This window comes from Gordonia aquimaris (assembly GCF_026262595.1).
GTDB classification, from domain to species: domain Bacteria; phylum Actinomycetota; class Actinomycetes; order Mycobacteriales; family Mycobacteriaceae; genus Gordonia; species Gordonia tangerina.
Map to the genome: position 1 here is coordinate 71,226 of NZ_JAPKFM010000013.1, position 15,991 is coordinate 87,216.

General features: G+C 66.3%; 13 protein-coding genes. 10 read left to right on the forward strand and 3 right to left on the reverse strand.

All coding sequences use genetic code 11. The annotated features are described in order from the left end of the window. The first annotated feature begins 9 nt into the window (after positions 1-9). From uvrC to OSB52_RS13585, 10 genes are all read left to right on the forward strand, one after another. Positions 10-2,118: an excinuclease ABC subunit UvrC gene (gene uvrC / locus OSB52_RS13540; protein ID WP_266062190.1), complete on the forward strand. Its 2,109-nt coding sequence runs from the start codon at positions 10-12 to the stop codon at positions 2,116-2,118. Continuing rightward, a complete protein-coding gene (gene rapZ / locus OSB52_RS13545) occupies positions 2,102-3,034 on the forward strand; it encodes an RNase adapter RapZ (RefSeq protein WP_266062192.1) in 933 nt (310 codons plus the stop codon). The genes uvrC and rapZ overlap by 17 nt, the downstream gene beginning before the upstream one ends. Beyond that, positions 3,031-4,080 carry a gluconeogenesis factor YvcK family protein gene (locus OSB52_RS13550; protein ID WP_277615133.1) on the forward strand — a complete coding sequence of 350 codons (1,050 nt, stop codon included), beginning with the start codon at positions 3,031-3,033 and terminating at the stop codon, positions 4,078-4,080. The genes rapZ and OSB52_RS13550 overlap by 4 nt, the downstream gene beginning before the upstream one ends. 131 nt (positions 4,081-4,211) lie before the next feature. Beyond that, positions 4,212-5,189: a DNA-binding protein WhiA gene (gene whiA / locus OSB52_RS13555; RefSeq protein WP_235722362.1), complete on the forward strand. Its 978-nt coding sequence runs from the start codon at positions 4,212-4,214 to the stop codon at positions 5,187-5,189. A 162-nt stretch (positions 5,190-5,351) separates the two neighbouring features. Next, positions 5,352-6,371 (forward strand): type I glyceraldehyde-3-phosphate dehydrogenase, encoded by a 1,020-nt coding sequence (gap, locus tag OSB52_RS13560; protein ID WP_235722060.1) that lies wholly within the window; start codon positions 5,352-5,354, stop codon positions 6,369-6,371. A 31-nt stretch (positions 6,372-6,402) separates the two neighbouring features. Further along, positions 6,403-7,614, forward strand: a complete 1,212-nt coding sequence (locus OSB52_RS13565; RefSeq protein ID WP_266062194.1) for a phosphoglycerate kinase — start codon at positions 6,403-6,405, stop codon at positions 7,612-7,614. Then, positions 7,611-8,399 carry a triose-phosphate isomerase gene (gene tpiA, locus OSB52_RS13570; RefSeq protein ID WP_235722361.1) on the forward strand — a complete coding sequence of 263 codons (789 nt, stop codon included), beginning with the start codon at positions 7,611-7,613 and terminating at the stop codon, positions 8,397-8,399. The genes OSB52_RS13565 and tpiA overlap by 4 nt, the downstream gene beginning before the upstream one ends. Before the next feature lie 183 nt (positions 8,400-8,582). After that, a complete protein-coding gene (gene secG / locus OSB52_RS13575; protein ID WP_235722058.1) occupies positions 8,583-8,816 on the forward strand; it encodes a preprotein translocase subunit SecG in 234 nt (77 codons plus the stop codon). A gap of 173 nt (positions 8,817-8,989) precedes the next feature. Further along, entirely contained in the window at positions 8,990-11,842 is a 2,853-nt protein-coding gene (ppc, locus tag OSB52_RS13580) for a phosphoenolpyruvate carboxylase (protein WP_266062195.1), read from the forward strand. A gap of 129 nt (positions 11,843-11,971) precedes the next feature. Beyond that, entirely contained in the window at positions 11,972-12,673 is a 702-nt protein-coding gene (locus tag OSB52_RS13585; protein ID WP_266062196.1) for an NAD(P)H-dependent oxidoreductase, read from the forward strand. A gap of 74 nt (positions 12,674-12,747) precedes the next feature. On the opposite strand, the gene pgl is transcribed toward OSB52_RS13585, so the two are convergent. From pgl to zwf, 3 genes are read right to left on the reverse strand one after another with little or no spacing between them, the layout of a single operon-like run. Beyond that, entirely contained in the window at positions 12,748-13,479 is a 732-nt protein-coding gene (gene pgl / locus OSB52_RS13590; RefSeq protein WP_266062199.1) for a 6-phosphogluconolactonase, read from the reverse strand. After that, on the reverse strand, positions 13,479-14,399 hold the full coding sequence (locus OSB52_RS13595) for a glucose-6-phosphate dehydrogenase assembly protein OpcA (RefSeq protein ID WP_266062200.1): 921 nt from the start codon (positions 14,397-14,399) through the stop codon (positions 13,479-13,481). Before OSB52_RS13595 ends, pgl begins: the two co-directional genes overlap by 1 nt. Positions 14,400-14,448: 49 nt before the next feature. Then, positions 14,449-15,987, reverse strand: a complete 1,539-nt coding sequence (gene zwf, locus OSB52_RS13600) for a glucose-6-phosphate dehydrogenase (protein ID WP_266062202.1) — start codon at positions 15,985-15,987, stop codon at positions 14,449-14,451. Positions 15,988-15,991: the final 4 nt, after the last annotated feature.

Here is a 15,991-nt window from a genome sequence, read left to right on the forward strand (position 1 = left end):
CTGGACTGTGTGGCAGACCCGTCAACCTATCGCCCCGCCGCGGGCAGCATCCCGACCGAACCCGGGGTCTACAAGTTCCGTGACGCACACGGCCGGGTCATCTACGTCGGCAAGGCCAAGAATCTGCGGTCGCGCCTGACGTCGTACTTCGCGGACCTGACCGGGCTGCATCCGCGCACTCGCCAGATGGTGACCACCGCCGCGGCAGTCGAGTGGACCGTGGTCGGCACCGAGGTGGAAGCGCTGCAGCTCGAGTACAACTGGATCAAGGAATTCGATCCCCGGTTCAACGTCCGCTATCGCGACGACAAGAGTTACCCGGTGCTCGCGGTGACCCTCAACGAGGAGTACCCGCGGTTGTTCGTCTACCGTGGCCCGCGACGGCGCGGGGTGCGCTACTTCGGGCCCTACTCGCACGCCTGGGCCATCCGCGAGACCGTGGATCTGCTGACCCGCGTGTTCCCGGCCCGCACATGTTCGACCGGCGTCTTCAAACGCCACCGACAGATCGACCGGCCCTGCCTGCTCGGGTACATCGACAAGTGTGCGGCGCCGTGCGTCGGGCGCGTGACCGCCGAGCAGCACCGTGAGATCGTCGACGACTTCTGCGACTTCCTGGCCGGCCGCACCGATCAGATGATCCGCCGACTCGAGCGTGAGATGACCACCGCTGCCGACGAACTCGACTTCGAGCGGGCCGCTCGACTGCGTGATGACGTGGGCGCGATGCGGCGCGCGATGGAGAAGCAGGCAGTGGTCCTCGGTGACGGTACCGACGCCGATGTGGTCGGCATGTCCGGGGATCAACTCGAGGTGTCGGTCCAGGTCTTCCACGTTCGCGATGGCCGGGTCCGTGGCCAACGCGGATGGGTGGTCGAGCGGTCCGACGACGATTCCGCCGGTGAGGAGGTCGGGCAGTTCCTGACCCAGTTCTACGGTGCCCAGGTCGATCTCGACGCCACCGTCGAGATCGACGACGACCGTGCGCACGGCGAGTCGATCCCGCGCGAGGTGCTGGTCCCGGCGCTGCCCGACGATCACGCGGATCTCCAGCAGTGGTTGTCGGATCTGCGGGGCAGCCGGGTGGACCTGCGTGTGCCGCAACGCGGTGACAAAAAGGCGCTGTTCGACACCGTGACGCGCAACGCCGCCGAGGCACTGGCGCAGCACAAGCTCAGGCGTGCCGGCGACCTCACGACGCGGTCGGCCGCCCTGACCGAGCTACAGGAGACACTCGGCCTCGACCAGGCGCCGCTGCGAATCGAGTGCGTCGACATCTCCCATGTGCAGGGCACCGACGTCGTGGCGTCGTTGGTCGTGTTCGAGGATGGCCTCGCCCGCAAATCTGACTACCGGCACTACTCGATCCGGCACGCTGCCGGAGACGGCCGCTCCGACGACGTCGCCTCGATCGCCGAGGTGACCCGACGGCGATTCCTGCGGCATCGGCAGGATCAGGAGAGTCCGATCACCTCCGCGGTGGACCCCGATACCGGTCGCGCCCGCAAGTTCGCCTACCCACCAAACCTTTTCGTGGTCGACGGTGGTGCGCCGCAGGCGCACGCCGCCGCCACGGTGCTCGACGAGCTCGGCGTGACCGACGTCGCGGTCGTCGGACTGGCCAAACGGCTGGAAGAGGTGTGGATTCCGGGTGATGATGAACCGGTGATCCTGCCGCGGACGAGCGAGGCGTTGTTCTTGCTCCAACGCGTGCGCGACGAGGCGCACCGCTTCGCGATCACCTTCCACCGCAGCAAGCGCAGCAAACGCATGACCGAATCCGTTCTCGACGGTGTGCCGGGGCTCGGTCGTACCCGCCGCACGGCGCTCGTCACGCATTTCGGGTCGGTCGCCCGCCTGCGCGAGGCGTCTCTGGAGGAGATCTCGGGGGTCCCGGGAATCGGGTCGGCGACCGCACGAGCCGTCCGAGCCGCACTGGCCCAGGATGCGGCACCCGACCCCGCGGTGTCGGATCCCGCTGGGGCCGATCACGATGGGCCAGACCCTGCTGTGCGCGACCCTGCTGGGCCGGAGCACGCCGGCGCGGGAGCTGCAACAACTCAACGCGAATCGACGGAGCAACGAGTGGAGGAGACGACCGGTGATCGACCCACCTGACGCCGAACCGACCGCCGAGACCGGCAGAGAGGCCACGGACCTCACCGTCCTGTTCGTCGCCGGTCTATCGGGGGCCGGCCGTTCCACCGCCGCAAACGTGCTCGAGGACGACGGGTGGTACGTCGCCGACAACGTGCCGCCGTCGTTGATCGCGACAATGGTGGAGATGGTACGCGAGAGCGACCCGACGATCTCGCGCCTGGCGATGGTGATCCGCGCGTCCGACGACGAGATCGGCGGTCAACTCGACGATCTCCGCAAGTCACTGGAAACGTCCGGCGCGCGCACCAAGCTGCTGTTCCTCGACGCCAGTGACCATGTCCTGGTGCGCCGCTTCGAACAGGTGCGGCGACGCCATCCGTTGCAGGGCCGCGAGACACTTGTCGACGGCATCGCCCGCGAGCGCGCCATCCTGGCGCCGATCAAGAACTCCGCCGACCTTGTCGTAGAGACATCGGCGCTGACCGCAGCCAAACTGCGCGAGGTGGTGGAGGGGGTGTACCCGCACGACACCGACAACCGCCTCAGCGTGGCCGTGCAGTCGTTCGGATTCAAGTACGGTCTGCCGATCGACTCCGACTACGTGGCCGACGTCCGGTTCCTGCCGAACCCGTATTGGATCGCCGACCTGCGGGCGCAGAACGGTCGTGATGACGAGGTCCGGGACTACGTGCTCGGTCAGGACGGTGCGGGTCGTTTTGTGGATCTCCATCTCGAGATCGTGGCGGTGGTGGCTCCCGGATACCTGCGAGAAGGCAAGCGGTACATGACGATCAGCATCGGGTGCACCGGCGGCAAACACCGCAGCGTGGCGATCTCGGAGGAGGTCGGCCGTCGGCTCGCGGCGGCGACCGACACGCACGGCACGCCTTGCTACGACGTGCGGGTGATCCATCGTGATCTGGGGCGCGAATGAGTGCCCCGCAGGAACCCGCGGCGCGCGACATGCGGATCGTGGCGCTCGGCGGGGGGCACGGTCTGTACGCGACGCTTACGGCGATGCGCTATCTGAGCCCTGATGTCACGGCAGTGGTCACTGTCGCCGACGATGGTGGATCGTCGGGACGGCTGCGCGCCGAGTTGGGCGTCATCCCGCCTGGTGATCTGCGAATGGCATTGTCGGCGTTAATGTCTGCGCCGGCTGCGCTGGCCGACAGGGTAGACGGACCCACCCCGCACGGCCCGTCGGCACACGAACTGTGGGCGAGTATCTTCCAGCATCGATTCGGCGGTCGGGGAGCTCTGGCGGGTCACCCGGTCGGCAACCTGCTGCTGGCAGGCCTGACCGAGGTCACCGGGGATCCGGTGGCGGCGCTCGACGAGCTCGTCGCCGTGTTCGACATCGATGGCCGCGTGCTGCCCATGTCGGCGGTGCCACTCGACATCGAGGCCGACGTCTCCGGGCTGGAGAGCGACCCGCGCATCAGCAGGTGCATCCGCGGGCAGGTCGCGGTCGCGACCACACCCGGAAAGGTCCGGCGGGTTCGTCTGCTCCCGGCAGACCCGCCGGCGTGCCCGGATGCCGTCGAGACGATCCGCGAGGCAGATCTGGTGGTGCTGGGCCCGGGGTCCTGGTTCTCCAGCGTGATCCCGCACGTGCTGGTACCCGAGCAGCTCCGGGCGCTGCGGGAGACCCGCGCGCGGCGGATGCTGTTCGTCAACCTGGCACCCGAACCCGGTGAGACGACCGGATTCTCGGTGGAACGCCACCTCCATGTGCTGCACGCCCACGCCGACGTGTTCCAGGTCGACGACATCGTGGTCGACGCGGCCTCGGTACCCGCCGGGCGTGAGCGGGATCACCTGATCCGGGCGGCTGAGTTGTTCGGCGCACGCCTGCACGTAGGTGACCTCGCAATACCTGGTCGGCACGTGCACGACCCGGAGAAAGTCGCCACTCTGGTGAAGCAACTGTGCGAAGGTGAATTGAGTCGATACGCTGTCCGAGCGCAAGAATCGTGAGTGAGTCGTGTGCACCGGCGACGGCGTTCGGAGCCGACGCGGTGATCACCGGGGATGGGTTCAATGCTCCTGGCGTGCCACGGCGCGACCCGGACAGAAGAACCGTGACAGGAGGGCAGGGACCGGTGGCGATGACCGCGGCGGTGAAGGATGAGCTTTCACGTCTGACCGTGACCCAGGTGAGTTGCCGCAAGGCCGAGGTGTCGGCGCTGTTGCGATTCGCCGGCGGACTGCACATCGTGGCGGGGCGGGTGGTGGTCGAGGCGGAGGTGGACCTCGGCAACGTCGCGCGACGGCTGCGGCGGGAGATCTTCGACCTGTACGGCTACAACTCCGACGTCCACGTGTTGCGTAGCGGCGGTCTTCGAAAAGGTGCCCGCTACATCGTGCGGGTCACCAAGGACGGTGAGGGTCTGGCGCGCCAGACCGGACTGCTCGACCTGCGTGGCCGACCGGTCCGGGGCCTCCCGGCTCAGGTCGTCGGCGGCAGCGTCGCCGACGCCGAGGCCGCGTGGCGCGGTGCCTTCCTGGCCCACGGTTCGTTGACCGAGCCGGGTCGCTCCTCAGCACTCGAAGTCAGCTGCCCCGGCCCCGAAGCGGCCCTCGCGTTGGTCGGCGCGGCCCGCCGGCTCGGTGTGTCCGCGAAGGCACGTGAGGTGCGCGGAGCCGACCGGGTGGTCATCCGGGACGGGGAGGCCATCGGTGCGTTGTTGACCCGCATGGGTGCCAACGACACCCGGCTGGTGTGGGAGGAGCGGCGCATGCGTCGCGAGGTCCGCGCAACCGCCAACCGCCTCGCCAACTTCGACGATGCCAACCTGCGTCGTTCGGCTCGGGCCGCCGTCGCGGCGGCCGCCCGGGTCGAGCGGGCCCTCGACATCCTGGGCGATGAGGTGCCCGATCACTTGGTGGCCGCCGGCCAGTTGCGCATCACCCATCGGCAGGCCTCCCTGGAGGAACTCGGTCAGCTCGCCGATCCGCCGATGACCAAGGATGCCGTCGCCGGGCGCATTCGACGATTGCTGTCGATGGCGGACAAGAAGGCCCGCACCGACGGCATACCGGACACCGAATCGGCCGTGACCTCGGACCTGCTCGACGACGCCTGAGCGCAGTCGAACCCGCGTGTCGGGCGATTCGTACCCATCGCATGCTGTTCGGTGAGCCTCCTACTAGGCTGAGGTGGGCCACGGGTGATGTTCACCATCGTGAATGTCGCCCCCGTTTGCGGCCGCAGGCCTTGATGATGAATACCGCTAAGGAGCACAACAGTGACTGTTCGGGTAGGCGTTAACGGATTCGGCCGGATCGGCCGCAACTTCTTCCGCGCCGTGGAAGCACAGAAGGCTTTGGGTACCACCGACATCGAGATCGTCGCGGTCAACGACCTGACCGACAACGCGACACTCGCTCATCTGCTCAAGTTCGACTCCATCCTCGGCCGCCTCCCGGAGGACGTCAGCCTCGAGGGTGAGGACACCATCGTCGTCGGCGACAAGAAGATCAAGGCGATGGCGATCAAGGAGGGCCCGTCGGCACTCCCGTGGGGTGATCTCGGCGTCGATGTCGTGGTCGAGTCGACCGGCATCTTCACCGACGGCACCAAGGCCAAGGGGCATCTCGACGCCGGTGCCAAGAAGGTCATCATCTCCGCGCCCGCCAAGAACGAGGACATCACCATCGTGATGGGCGTCAATGACGACAAGTACGACGGCAGCCAGAACATCATCTCCAATGCCTCGTGCACCACCAACTGCCTCGGCCCGTTCGCCAAGGTGCTCAACGACGAGTTCGGCATCGTCTCCGGCCTGATGACCACCGTGCACGCCTACACCCAGGACCAGAACCTGCAGGACGGCCCGCACAAGGATTTGCGCCGCGCCCGCGCCGCCGCGCTGAACGTGGTCCCGACCTCCACCGGTGCGGCCAAGGCCATCGGCCTGGTGCTGCCCGAACTGCTCGGCAAGCTCGACGGTTACGCCCTGCGCGTGCCGATCCCGACCGGCTCGGTCACCGACCTCACCGCGATCCTGGAGAAGTCCGCGACCGCCGACGAGATCAACGCTGCGATGAAGGCTGCTGCCGAGGGACCGCTCAAGGGCATCCTGAAGTACTACGACGCGCCGATCGTCTCCAGCGACATCGTCACCGATCCGCACTCGTCGCTCTACGACGCCGGCCTCACCAAGGTCATCGGCAATCAGGTCAAGGCTGTCTCCTGGTACGACAACGAGTGGGGCTACTCCAACCGCCTGGTTGACCTGACCGGTCTCGTCAGCAAGTCGCTGTAATCGCCCTCGAGTCACTAGGAGCAACGCCACCATGGGCGTACCCACACTGAAAGACCTTCTGGAAGAAGGCGTTTCGGGTCGGGGAGTGCTGGTCCGGTCGGATTTCAACGTTCCGCTCGACGGAACCACGATCACCGACCCGGGCCGCATCCTGGCCTCCCTGCCGACCTTGTCGGCGCTGGTCGATGCCGGTGCAAAGGTCATCATCACCGCGCATCTCGGTCGTCCGAAGGGCGAACCGGATCCGAAGTTCTCGCTGGCCCCGGTGGCCGAGCGACTCGGCGCTGAACTCGGCCGCAACGTGCAGTTGGCCGGCGACGTGGTCGGAACCGATGCGCTCGCCCGGGCCGAAGGCCTCACCGACGGCGATGTCCTGCTGCTGGAGAACGTGCGTTTCGATCCGCGCGAGACCTCCAAGGACGAGACCGAACGGGAAGCGCTGGCCAAGGCGCTCGTCGAGTTGGTCGGCGACGACGGTGCCTTCGTCTCCGATGGCTTCGGTGTGGTGCATCGCAAGCAGGCGTCGGTGTACGACGTCGCGAAGCTCCTGCCGCACTACGCCGGCAAACTCGTGGCGGCCGAGGTAGACGTGTTGTCGAAGCTGACCCACGAGGTGGCGCGGCCGTATGCGGTCGTCCTGGGCGGGTCGAAGGTGTCGGACAAGCTCGGCGTTATCGAAGCGCTGGCCCCGAAGGTCGACACCCTGGTCATCGGTGGCGGCATGGCGTTCACCTTCCTTGCCGCGCAGGGACACTCGGTGGGCAACTCGCTGCTGCAGGAAGATCAGATCGACACCTGCAAGGGCCTGCTCGAGCAGTTCGGTGACGTGATTCGGCTGCCGGTCGACGTGGTGGTGGCCGACAAGTTCGCCGCCGACGCCGAGGCGAAGACGGTCTCCGTAACGGAGATCCCAGAGGGGTGGATGGGTCTGGACATCGGGCCCGAATCGGTCAAACGTTTCACCGCGGTCCTCTCCGGAGCCGAGACGGTGTTCTGGAACGGGCCTTCGGGCGTGTTCGAGTTCGAGAAGTTCGCATCGGGTACCCGCGGGGTCGCCGAAGCGATCGCGGTGACCACCAAGGGCGGCGCGTTCACGGTCGTCGGCGGCGGCGACTCGGCGGCCGCCGTGCGCACCCTGGGTCTGCCCGACAGCGATTTCTCGCACATCTCGACCGGTGGCGGGGCATCCCTGGAGTATCTCGAGGGCAAGGAGCTGCCCGGACTGAAAGTGCTGGAGAGCTGATGGCGCGTACACCGCTCATTGCGGGCAACTGGAAGATGAACCTGAATCATCTGGAGGCCATCGCGCTCGTCCAGAAGATCGCGTTCGCCTTGCCCGCGAAGTACTTCGACAAGGTCGATGTGACGGTCATCCCGCCGTTCACCGACATCCGGAGCGTCCAGACCGTCGTGGACGGCGACAAGTTGCTGCTCACCTATGGTGCGCAGGATCTGTCGGCACACGATTCGGGGGCGTTTACCGGTGAGATCAGCGGTGCCTTCCTGGCCAAGCTGGGGTGCACCTATGTCGTCGTCGGACACTCCGAGCGTCGCACCATGCATGCCGAGACCGACGAGGTCGTCCTGGCCAAGACCAAGGCGGCGCTCAAGCACGGCCTGACGCCGATCGTGTGCATCGGTGAGGGTCTCGACATCCGGGAGGCGGGCGAACACGTCGCATACAACGTCACCCAACTCAAGGGGTCGTTGGCGGGTTTGTCGGCCGAGGAGGTCGGCAAGGTGGTCATCGCGTACGAGCCGGTGTGGGCCATCGGCACGGGGCGAGTGGCCAGCGCGCAGGACGCCCAGGAGGTGTGTTCGGCCGTGCGGGGTGCACTCGCCGAAATCTCGGACGATGCGACCGCAGATTCGGTTCGGGTGCTGTACGGCGGCTCGGTGAACGCGAAGAACGTCGGCGACATCGTCGGCCAGACCGATGTCGACGGAGCCCTCGTCGGCGGTGCGTCGCTGAAATCCGACGAGTTCGCGACATTGTCGGCCATCGCGGCCGGCGGGCCACTGCCGTGACGGCTCCTGCTCGCAAGCTCCGGGCCTCCTGAGGGCGGCAGGGGTTTGGTTCCGCTGACCCCCGTCACCCCATTCTCTGAGCACCGGCGACGAGCGCGTAGACTGTGGCAGGTTGTGCGGAGTTCGACGCTCCGCGCGACCTGCCACAGTTGCTTTGCACCGACCGAACAGGACTGACTACACGTGAAGCTCGCACTCGACATCGGATTGGTCATCACCAGCGTGTTGATGGTGGTGCTGGTGTTGCTGCACCGCGGTAAGGGCGGTGGCTTGTCGTCGCTGTTCGGTGGCGGTGTGCAGTCGAGTCTGTCCGGTTCGAGCGTCGTCGAGCGCAACCTGGATCGGCTGACCGTCTTCGTCGGCATCATCTGGTTCATCTTCATCATCGGCATCGGAGTCGACATCAAACTTTCCTGACGATCAGACGTCGAAACATTCGGCGACCCTGCCTTTCCGCATCAGTGCGGAGGTATGGGTCGCCGTTTTCGCGCTGACCGCGCCCGCCACGGTGCCCGATACCGGCCGCCGGGCCGACGCGCCCCGACGCGCCCCGAGATGACGCACCGTGTGAATACCGGGATACTGACCTCATGAGCGAATCGATCTCGTCTGAGTCCACTCGGTCCGCCGGAGCGCCTGCGTGGCGTCCCACGATGACAATCGCCGACCACATCATCATCGACGACGAGGGCCGCGCTCTCACCGAGCCACTGCGTGAGGACATCCGCCTGCTCGGCGGCCTGCTGGGTGACATGGTTCGCGAACACTCGGGCGACGAGGTCTTCGATCTGGTCGAGAACGCGCGGATCGCCGCATTCCGCATCCGTCGCGCGGAGATCGATCGCGACACCCTCGCCGACATGTTCGCCGATGTCGACCTGTCGGTTGCCATGCCCGTGATCCGTGCGTTCTGCAACTTCGCCCTGCTGGCCAATCTCGCCGAGGACATCCACCGCGAACGGCGGCGCGCCATCCATGTGCGAGCGGGCGATCCGCCCCAGGACAGCACCCTGGCGGCAACCTACGCAAAGCTGGCCGAAGCCGGGCTGACCGATGCTCAGGTGGGCAAGGCGCTGGCGGACGCGACGGTGGTGCCGGTCATCACCGCTCATCCGACCGAGACGCGCCGCCGCACCGTGTTCGAAGCTCAGAACCGCATCACCGAACTCATGCGTTTCCGCAGCCGGACAGAACTGACGCCGGCCGAAGAGGCCGAGGTGCTCGAAGGCCTCCGCCGGCAGATCCTGACCCTGTGGCAGACGGCGCTGATCCGTCTCGAGCGACTCAACATCAAGGACGAGATCCGCTCCGGCCTGCGGTATTACGACGCCTCCTTCTTCGAGGTGGTACCCAAGATCAACACAGGTGTCCGTGCGGCGCTGCGCAGCGCGTACCCCGACGCCGGGCTCGACGACGATCCGATGCTGCGGATGGGTTCCTGGATCGGTGGCGACCGCGACGGCAATCCCTTCGTCACCGGGGAGATCGTGGAGATGGCCACCACCCTCGCGGCGCGTACGGCCATCGGTCACCACTTGTCGGAACTGCGCCTGTTGGCCGAAGAACTGAGCATGTCGACGCGCCTCATGTCGCCCGACGACCGGATTTATGAACTCGGGGGAGTCGACCGGGCCGATCCCGCAGCCGACGAGCCGTTCCGACTCGCCTTGGGCAAGATCCGATCTCGTCTCGTGGCCACCGCGGTCCACATGTTCGGTGAGGAGGTCATGAAGGCATCGGATCTCTTCGAGCTCGACGGGGCCGAGCCGTATTCCGACGCAGACGAACTGCTCGCCGAGCTGGACATCGTGGACGCCGCGCTGCGATCCACCCACGACGACATCATCGCCGACGACCGCCTGCTCATGCTGCGAGAAGCGGTCCGTACCTTCGGTTTCAACCTATCCGGCCTGGACATGCGGCAGAACTCCGACATGCACGAAGAGGTCGTTGCCGAGTTGCTCGCATGGGCCGGCGTGCACCCGGACTATGCCTCACTCGACGAGGCGCAACGGGTGGAGATCCTGACACGCGAGCTCACCGCACGACGTCCGCTCACCCGACTGGACGCGGAGCTCAGCGAGCTCGCGACCAAGGAACTCGACATCGTGCGGGCAGCCGCCAAGGCCGTCAATATGTTCGGCCCCGAGTCGGTGCCGAACTACGTCATCAGCATGTGTACGTCGGTGAGCGACATGCTCGAGCCGATGATCCTGCTGAAGGAAGCCGGATTGATCGATCTGGATCCGGAGACCGGAAAGCTGTCGTCGTCGGTGCGTATCGTGCCGCTGTTCGAGACCATCGAGGATCTGCAGCAAGGGGCCGAGACACTACTGGCGGCACTCGACATCCCCCTCTATCGCGACCTCGTCGAAGGTCAGGCCGGTATGCAGGAGGTGATGCTCGGCTACTCCGACTCGAACAAGGACGGCGGGTACATGGCCGCGAACTGGGCGTTGTACCGCGGCGAACTCGACCTGGTGGAGGCGGCCGAGAAGGCCGGAATCCGACTGCGACTGTTCCACGGACGTGGTGGCACCGTCGGGCGCGGTGGTGGCCCGAGTTACGACGCCATCCTCGCGCAACCGCCCGGAGCCGTGCAGGGTTCTCTGCGAATCACCGAGCAGGGCGAGATCATCGCGGCCAAGTACGCCGAACCCGTCCTGGCCGAACGAAATCTGGAGACCTTGCTGGCAGCGACCATAGAGTCGTCGCTGCTCGATGTGGAAGGACTCGGCGACGAATCCGAGGACGTCTACAGCAACATGGACGAGATCGCGGCCCTCGCACGTTCCGCCTACAGCAAGTTGGTTCACGAGACGCCCGGCTTCGTGGAGTACTTCACCACGTCGACACCGTTGTCGGAGATCGGCGCGCTGAACATCGGCAGCCGGCCGGCGTCGCGTAAGCAGACCGAGAAGATCTCCGATCTGCGGGCCATCCCGTGGGTGCTGTCCTGGACGCAATCGCGGGTGATGCTGCCCGGGTGGTACGGCACCGGTTCTGCCTTCGAACAATGGGTGGGCGACGACGAGAAGCGTTTGGAAACCTTGCGCCGCTACTACGAGACCTGGCCGTTTTTCCGCACCGTCATATCCAATATGGCGCAGGTGCTCGCGAAGTCCGATATGGGACTGGCGCACCGCTACGCCCAGCTCGTCGAGGACGAGGACCTACGCGACACGGTGTTCGGGATGATCGTCGACGAACACGAACGCACCATCGCGATGTGCGCGAAGATCACCGGTACCGAGGACCTGCTGTCGGACAACTCGGCGCTGAAACGCTCGGTGTACAACCGGTTCCCGTATCTGGAGCCGCTCAACTTGTTGCAGATCGAGCTGCTGCGCCGGTTCCGTGCCGGTGACGACGAGCCACGGATACGCCGCGGGATCCAGCTGACGATGAACGGCCTCGCCACCGCCCTACGCAACTCGGGCTAGTCCCCGGCCCGTCGACTGGGCGCCTTTCCCGTCGATTGGGCACTGATTCTTGTTGACTGGGCGCCCCGACCGGCGCAGGCGGTTCCCTCGCGCGGAATGCGGCAGTCGGTTGTCCGTGTTGCACCCGGCATGAAGGCTTTGTGGGTGAGTGCACATCCCGATCGCGGGTCTCTCAACTGCCATCTCCATCAATTCGGTGTACGGGCTCTGCACGCCGAGGGGTGGCAGGTGACCGAATCCGATCTCTACGCGATGGACTGGGATCCGGTTCTGCGCGAGGAGGGCGGGGCCGACGTCGAAACCGAACAGCGCAAACTGGCCGATGCCGACCTCGTCGTGCTGCAGTTCCCGCTCTGGTGGTACGGCATGCCGGCGATCATGAAGGGATGGATCGACCGGGTCTTCGAGCGCGGTTTCGCCTACGACGTGATGGATCCGGCCACGGGGAGAGCCCGAAAGTACGGCGACGGCGGGTTGGTCGGACGACGTGCGCTGACGATCGTCACCGCCGGCGACCGTCCCGGTAGCCTCGGCCCGCGCGGGATCAGCGGCGACATCGAGGACGTGCTGTGGCCTACGCTGCACGGAACCCTCTGGTACACCGGGATGTCCGCACTCCGTCCGCATCTCATCACCCAGGCGCGCGACGTGAATGCGTCCACCATCGAAGGGGTCGAACGCGAGCTGGCCGACAGACTTCGCAGTGTTGCCGACGAGGAACCGATCGGATTCCTACCCCTCGACGAGGAGTTCTACGATCACTCGATTCGGTTGTGCGAGGGTGTCTCACCTGGGCTCACCGGCAACGCCGCTCATCGCTTCGTGACGTGACCGGGGCCTGACGACGTGTACCCGCCGGCCGCCCAGTTGGTCCATGCGAAGAGCATGGCCCGACGACGACCGCCTCAGAGGCGCGACGCGGCGGGACGATCCAGGAACCAGACCGTCTCGTCGGTTCCGTGCGCACCGGCGCAGGGCCAGTCGGCTGCGTGCGCGCCGGTGTGGGCTGCCGCGACCGCCTCGGCCTTGTCCTCGCCGGCAACCAGGAACCACACCGCCTTGCTGCGGTTGACCACGGGGAGCGTCAGGGTGATGCGTCGGGGTGGCGGCTTGGGCGAGTCTTCCACGGCGACAACGGTCTTCTCGGTCTCGGCGGTGGCCGCGGTGTGCGGGAACAGCGAGTTGATGTGACCCTCACCGCCCATCCCGAGCAGGTGCAGATCGAAATGCGGCACACGGCCGGCACTGGTCCGCGTCAACACCGATGCATACGAGGCGGCGGCGGCCTCGATGTCATCGCCGAACTCGCCATCCGACGGTGCCATGGCGTGCACTCGCGCCGGGTCGACCGGAACATGATCGAGCAACGCCTCGCGCGCCTGTCCGTAGTTGCGCTCCGGGTCGTCGGCGGGCACGAATCGGTCGTCGCCCCAGAACAACTCGATCCGTGACCAGTCGACGTCACCGCTGTCGGCCGCCAACGCACGCAGGATCGCTATCCCGTTGCTGCCGCCGGTCAACACGACCGAGGCGACACCGTGGTCGGCCTGGGCCTTGGTGACCAGATCCACGAATCGACTGGACGCGGTCGCGACCAGGTCGCTCTTGTCGTCGAACACCAGGGTTTCCGGAATCATTAGGCGACCGCCTGTCCTTCGAACTCCACGTCCACCACACCCTGCAGTGCCAGTGCGTAGACGTCGTCGGTGTCGAGGCGACGTAGTTCCTCGGCCAGCAGAAGAGGCAGTTCGCGGCGGGTCATCGCGACGCGCCCGTCGGGTTTGCCCGGCATGCTCAGCACAGCGTTGTTGTTCATGTCGAGCGAGAGGACGGTCGGGCCGTCTTCGCGCATCAGACGGACCTCGAAGCTTCCCACGCTCCGCCGGGTCGGCACCGACAGCGCCGACCGTAGCCAGCCCGCGAGCAGGTCGATGCCGGGGGAGTCGGCGGGGCCTGCCACCACGACCTCGGTGAGCGGCGTGTGCGGCGGTCGATCCGCTGCCGAGGCCAGCAGGGCCCGCCAATGCGTGATCTGCGTCCAGGCGAGATCGGTGTCACCCGGCGAGTACGTGGCCAACCGCCGGGCAAGCACCGTCTTGGGATTGGCACACCGGTTGGCGTCGAGGATGCGACGGCGCCCGAGTGAACCCATCGGATCGGATGCCGGCGCAGTGGGCGCCTCGCCGGGCCACCACACGACAACCGGTGTGTCGGGCAACAGGAACGGGGTGACCACCGAGCGCGGGTGATCGGCGAGTTCACCCTGTAGCGAGAGCAGCACCACTTCCGACGCCCCGGCGTCGCCACCCACCCGAATCTCGGCATCGAGCCGGGAGTCGGCAGAGCGATCGCCGCGGGTCACCACGATCACTCGGCTCGGATGCTCACTGCTGGCACCGATCGCGGCCTCGATGGCACCTTCGGTGGGTTCGCCGTGTTCGGCACACACGACCAGCGTGAGCACGCGACCGAGACTGATGGCGCCGCCGGCCTCCCGGACTTCGACGATTTTCTTCGCGACATCGGTGGTGGAGGTGTTGGGCAACTCGACGATCATCGTCAGCCATTCTGTCGTTGGTCTACCGGCGGATGCACGGGCGTCGCGGTCATGGTCGGCGCCAGGTTCGGCCGACGCGCGACATCATCTCGTCGGCGGACGCCGGGCCCCAGGTCCCCGACTCGTAGGTGTCGGGCGTGCCGGACTCGGCCCAGTGTTCTATGACCGGGTCGAGTATTTTCCAGGAGAGTTCGACTTCTTCGTTGACCGGGAAGAGCGACGGCTCACCGAGCAACACGTCCAAGATCAGTCGCTCGTAGGCCTCCGGCGACGCCTCGGTGAACGCGGTGCCGTAGCTGAAGTCCATGTTGACGTCGCGGACCTCCATGCTCGACGCCGGCACCTTGGACCCGAACCGAAGGGTGATCCCTTCGTCCGGCTGTACTCGGATGACCAGCGCGTTCTGGCTGAGTTCCTCGGTCATGGTCTTGTCGAACGGCAGATGGGGAGCCCGTTTGAACACGAGTGCGATCTCGGTGACGCGGCGTCCGAGGCGTTTGCCGGTGCGCAGGTAGAACGGGACACCGGCCCAGCGTCGGGAGTCCACCTCGAGGGCGATCGCGGCGAAGGTCTCGGTGGTCGAGTCCTTCGCGAAGCCCTCCTCATCGAGCAGTCCCGGCACCTTCTGGCTGCCCTGCCAGCCACCGCCGTACTGCCCTCGCGCGGTGTTTTCGTCGAGCGGTTCGATGTTGCGGGTCGCCGCGAGCACCTTGATCTTCTCGTCCTGCAGCTGTTTGGGTTCGAAGGAGATCGGTTCCTCCATGGCGACCAGCGCCATCAGTTGCAGCAGATGATTCTGGATCACATCACGTGCTGCGCCGATACCGTCGTAGTAGCCGGCCCGGCCGCCGAGTCCGATGTCCTCGGCCATGGTGATCTGCACGTGATCGACGTAATGCGAACTCCACAGCGGATCGAACATCTGGTTGGCGAAGCGCAACGCCAAGATGTTCTGCACCGTCTCCTTGCCGAGATAGTGGTCGATCCGGAAGACCGACGACTCGGGGAACACCCCGTTGACGATCGCGTTGAGTTCCTTGGCCGATTCCAGGTTGTGCCCGAACGGCTTCTCGATCACGACGCGGCGCCAGTGGTCGCCGTCTTCCTTGGCCAGACCGCTGCGGTCCAGCTGCTCGCAGACGGTGGGGAACGCCTTGGGCGGGATCGACAGATAGAAGGCGTGGTTGCCGTCGGTGCCGCGTTCCTTGTCGAGCCCCTCCAGGGTTTCCTTGAGCCGGTCGAACGCGCTGTCGTCGTCGAAGGCGCCCTGGACGAACCGGAAGCCTTCGGCGAGTCGCTCCCACACCTCCTCGCGGAACCCCGTGCGTGCGTGGTCGCGCACCGCATCGTGGACGACCTTGGCGAAGTCCTCGTCGTCCCAGTCGCGACGAGCGAAACCGACGAGCGCGAACGACGGCGGTAGCAGACCGCGATTGGCCAGGTCGTAGACCGCCGGCATCAACTTCTTGCGGGCGAGGTCGCCCGTCACGCCAAAGATGATCAGGCTGCACGGGCCCGCGATCCGTGGCAGCCGCTTGTCCCGGGGATCGCGGAGCGGGTTGTTCCAGGTGGTACCGCCGCCGGGCACTCGG

What these genes read in the sequence shown, in the direction of transcription:
- OSB52_RS13595 (WP_266062200.1), bottom strand. Translation starts at nt 14,399, where the DNA reads ATGATCGTCGAGTTGCCCAACACCTCCACCACCGATGTCGCGAAGAAA.
- OSB52_RS13565 (WP_266062194.1), top strand. Translation starts at nt 6,403, where the DNA reads ATGGGCGTACCCACACTGAAAGACCTTCTGGAAGAAGGCGTTTCGGGT.
- whiA (WP_235722362.1), top strand. Translation starts at nt 4,212, where the DNA reads ATGACCGCGGCGGTGAAGGATGAGCTTTCACGTCTGACCGTGACCCAG.
- OSB52_RS13585 (WP_266062196.1), top strand. Translation starts at nt 11,972, where the DNA reads ATGAAGGCTTTGTGGGTGAGTGCACATCCCGATCGCGGGTCTCTCAAC.
- OSB52_RS13550 (WP_277615133.1), top strand. Translation starts at nt 3,031, where the DNA reads ATGAGTGCCCCGCAGGAACCCGCGGCGCGCGACATGCGGATCGTGGCG.
- pgl (WP_266062199.1), bottom strand. Translation starts at nt 13,479, where the DNA reads ATGATTCCGGAAACCCTGGTGTTCGACGACAAGAGCGACCTGGTCGCG.
- ppc (WP_266062195.1), top strand. Translation starts at nt 8,990, where the DNA reads ATGAGCGAATCGATCTCGTCTGAGTCCACTCGGTCCGCCGGAGCGCCT.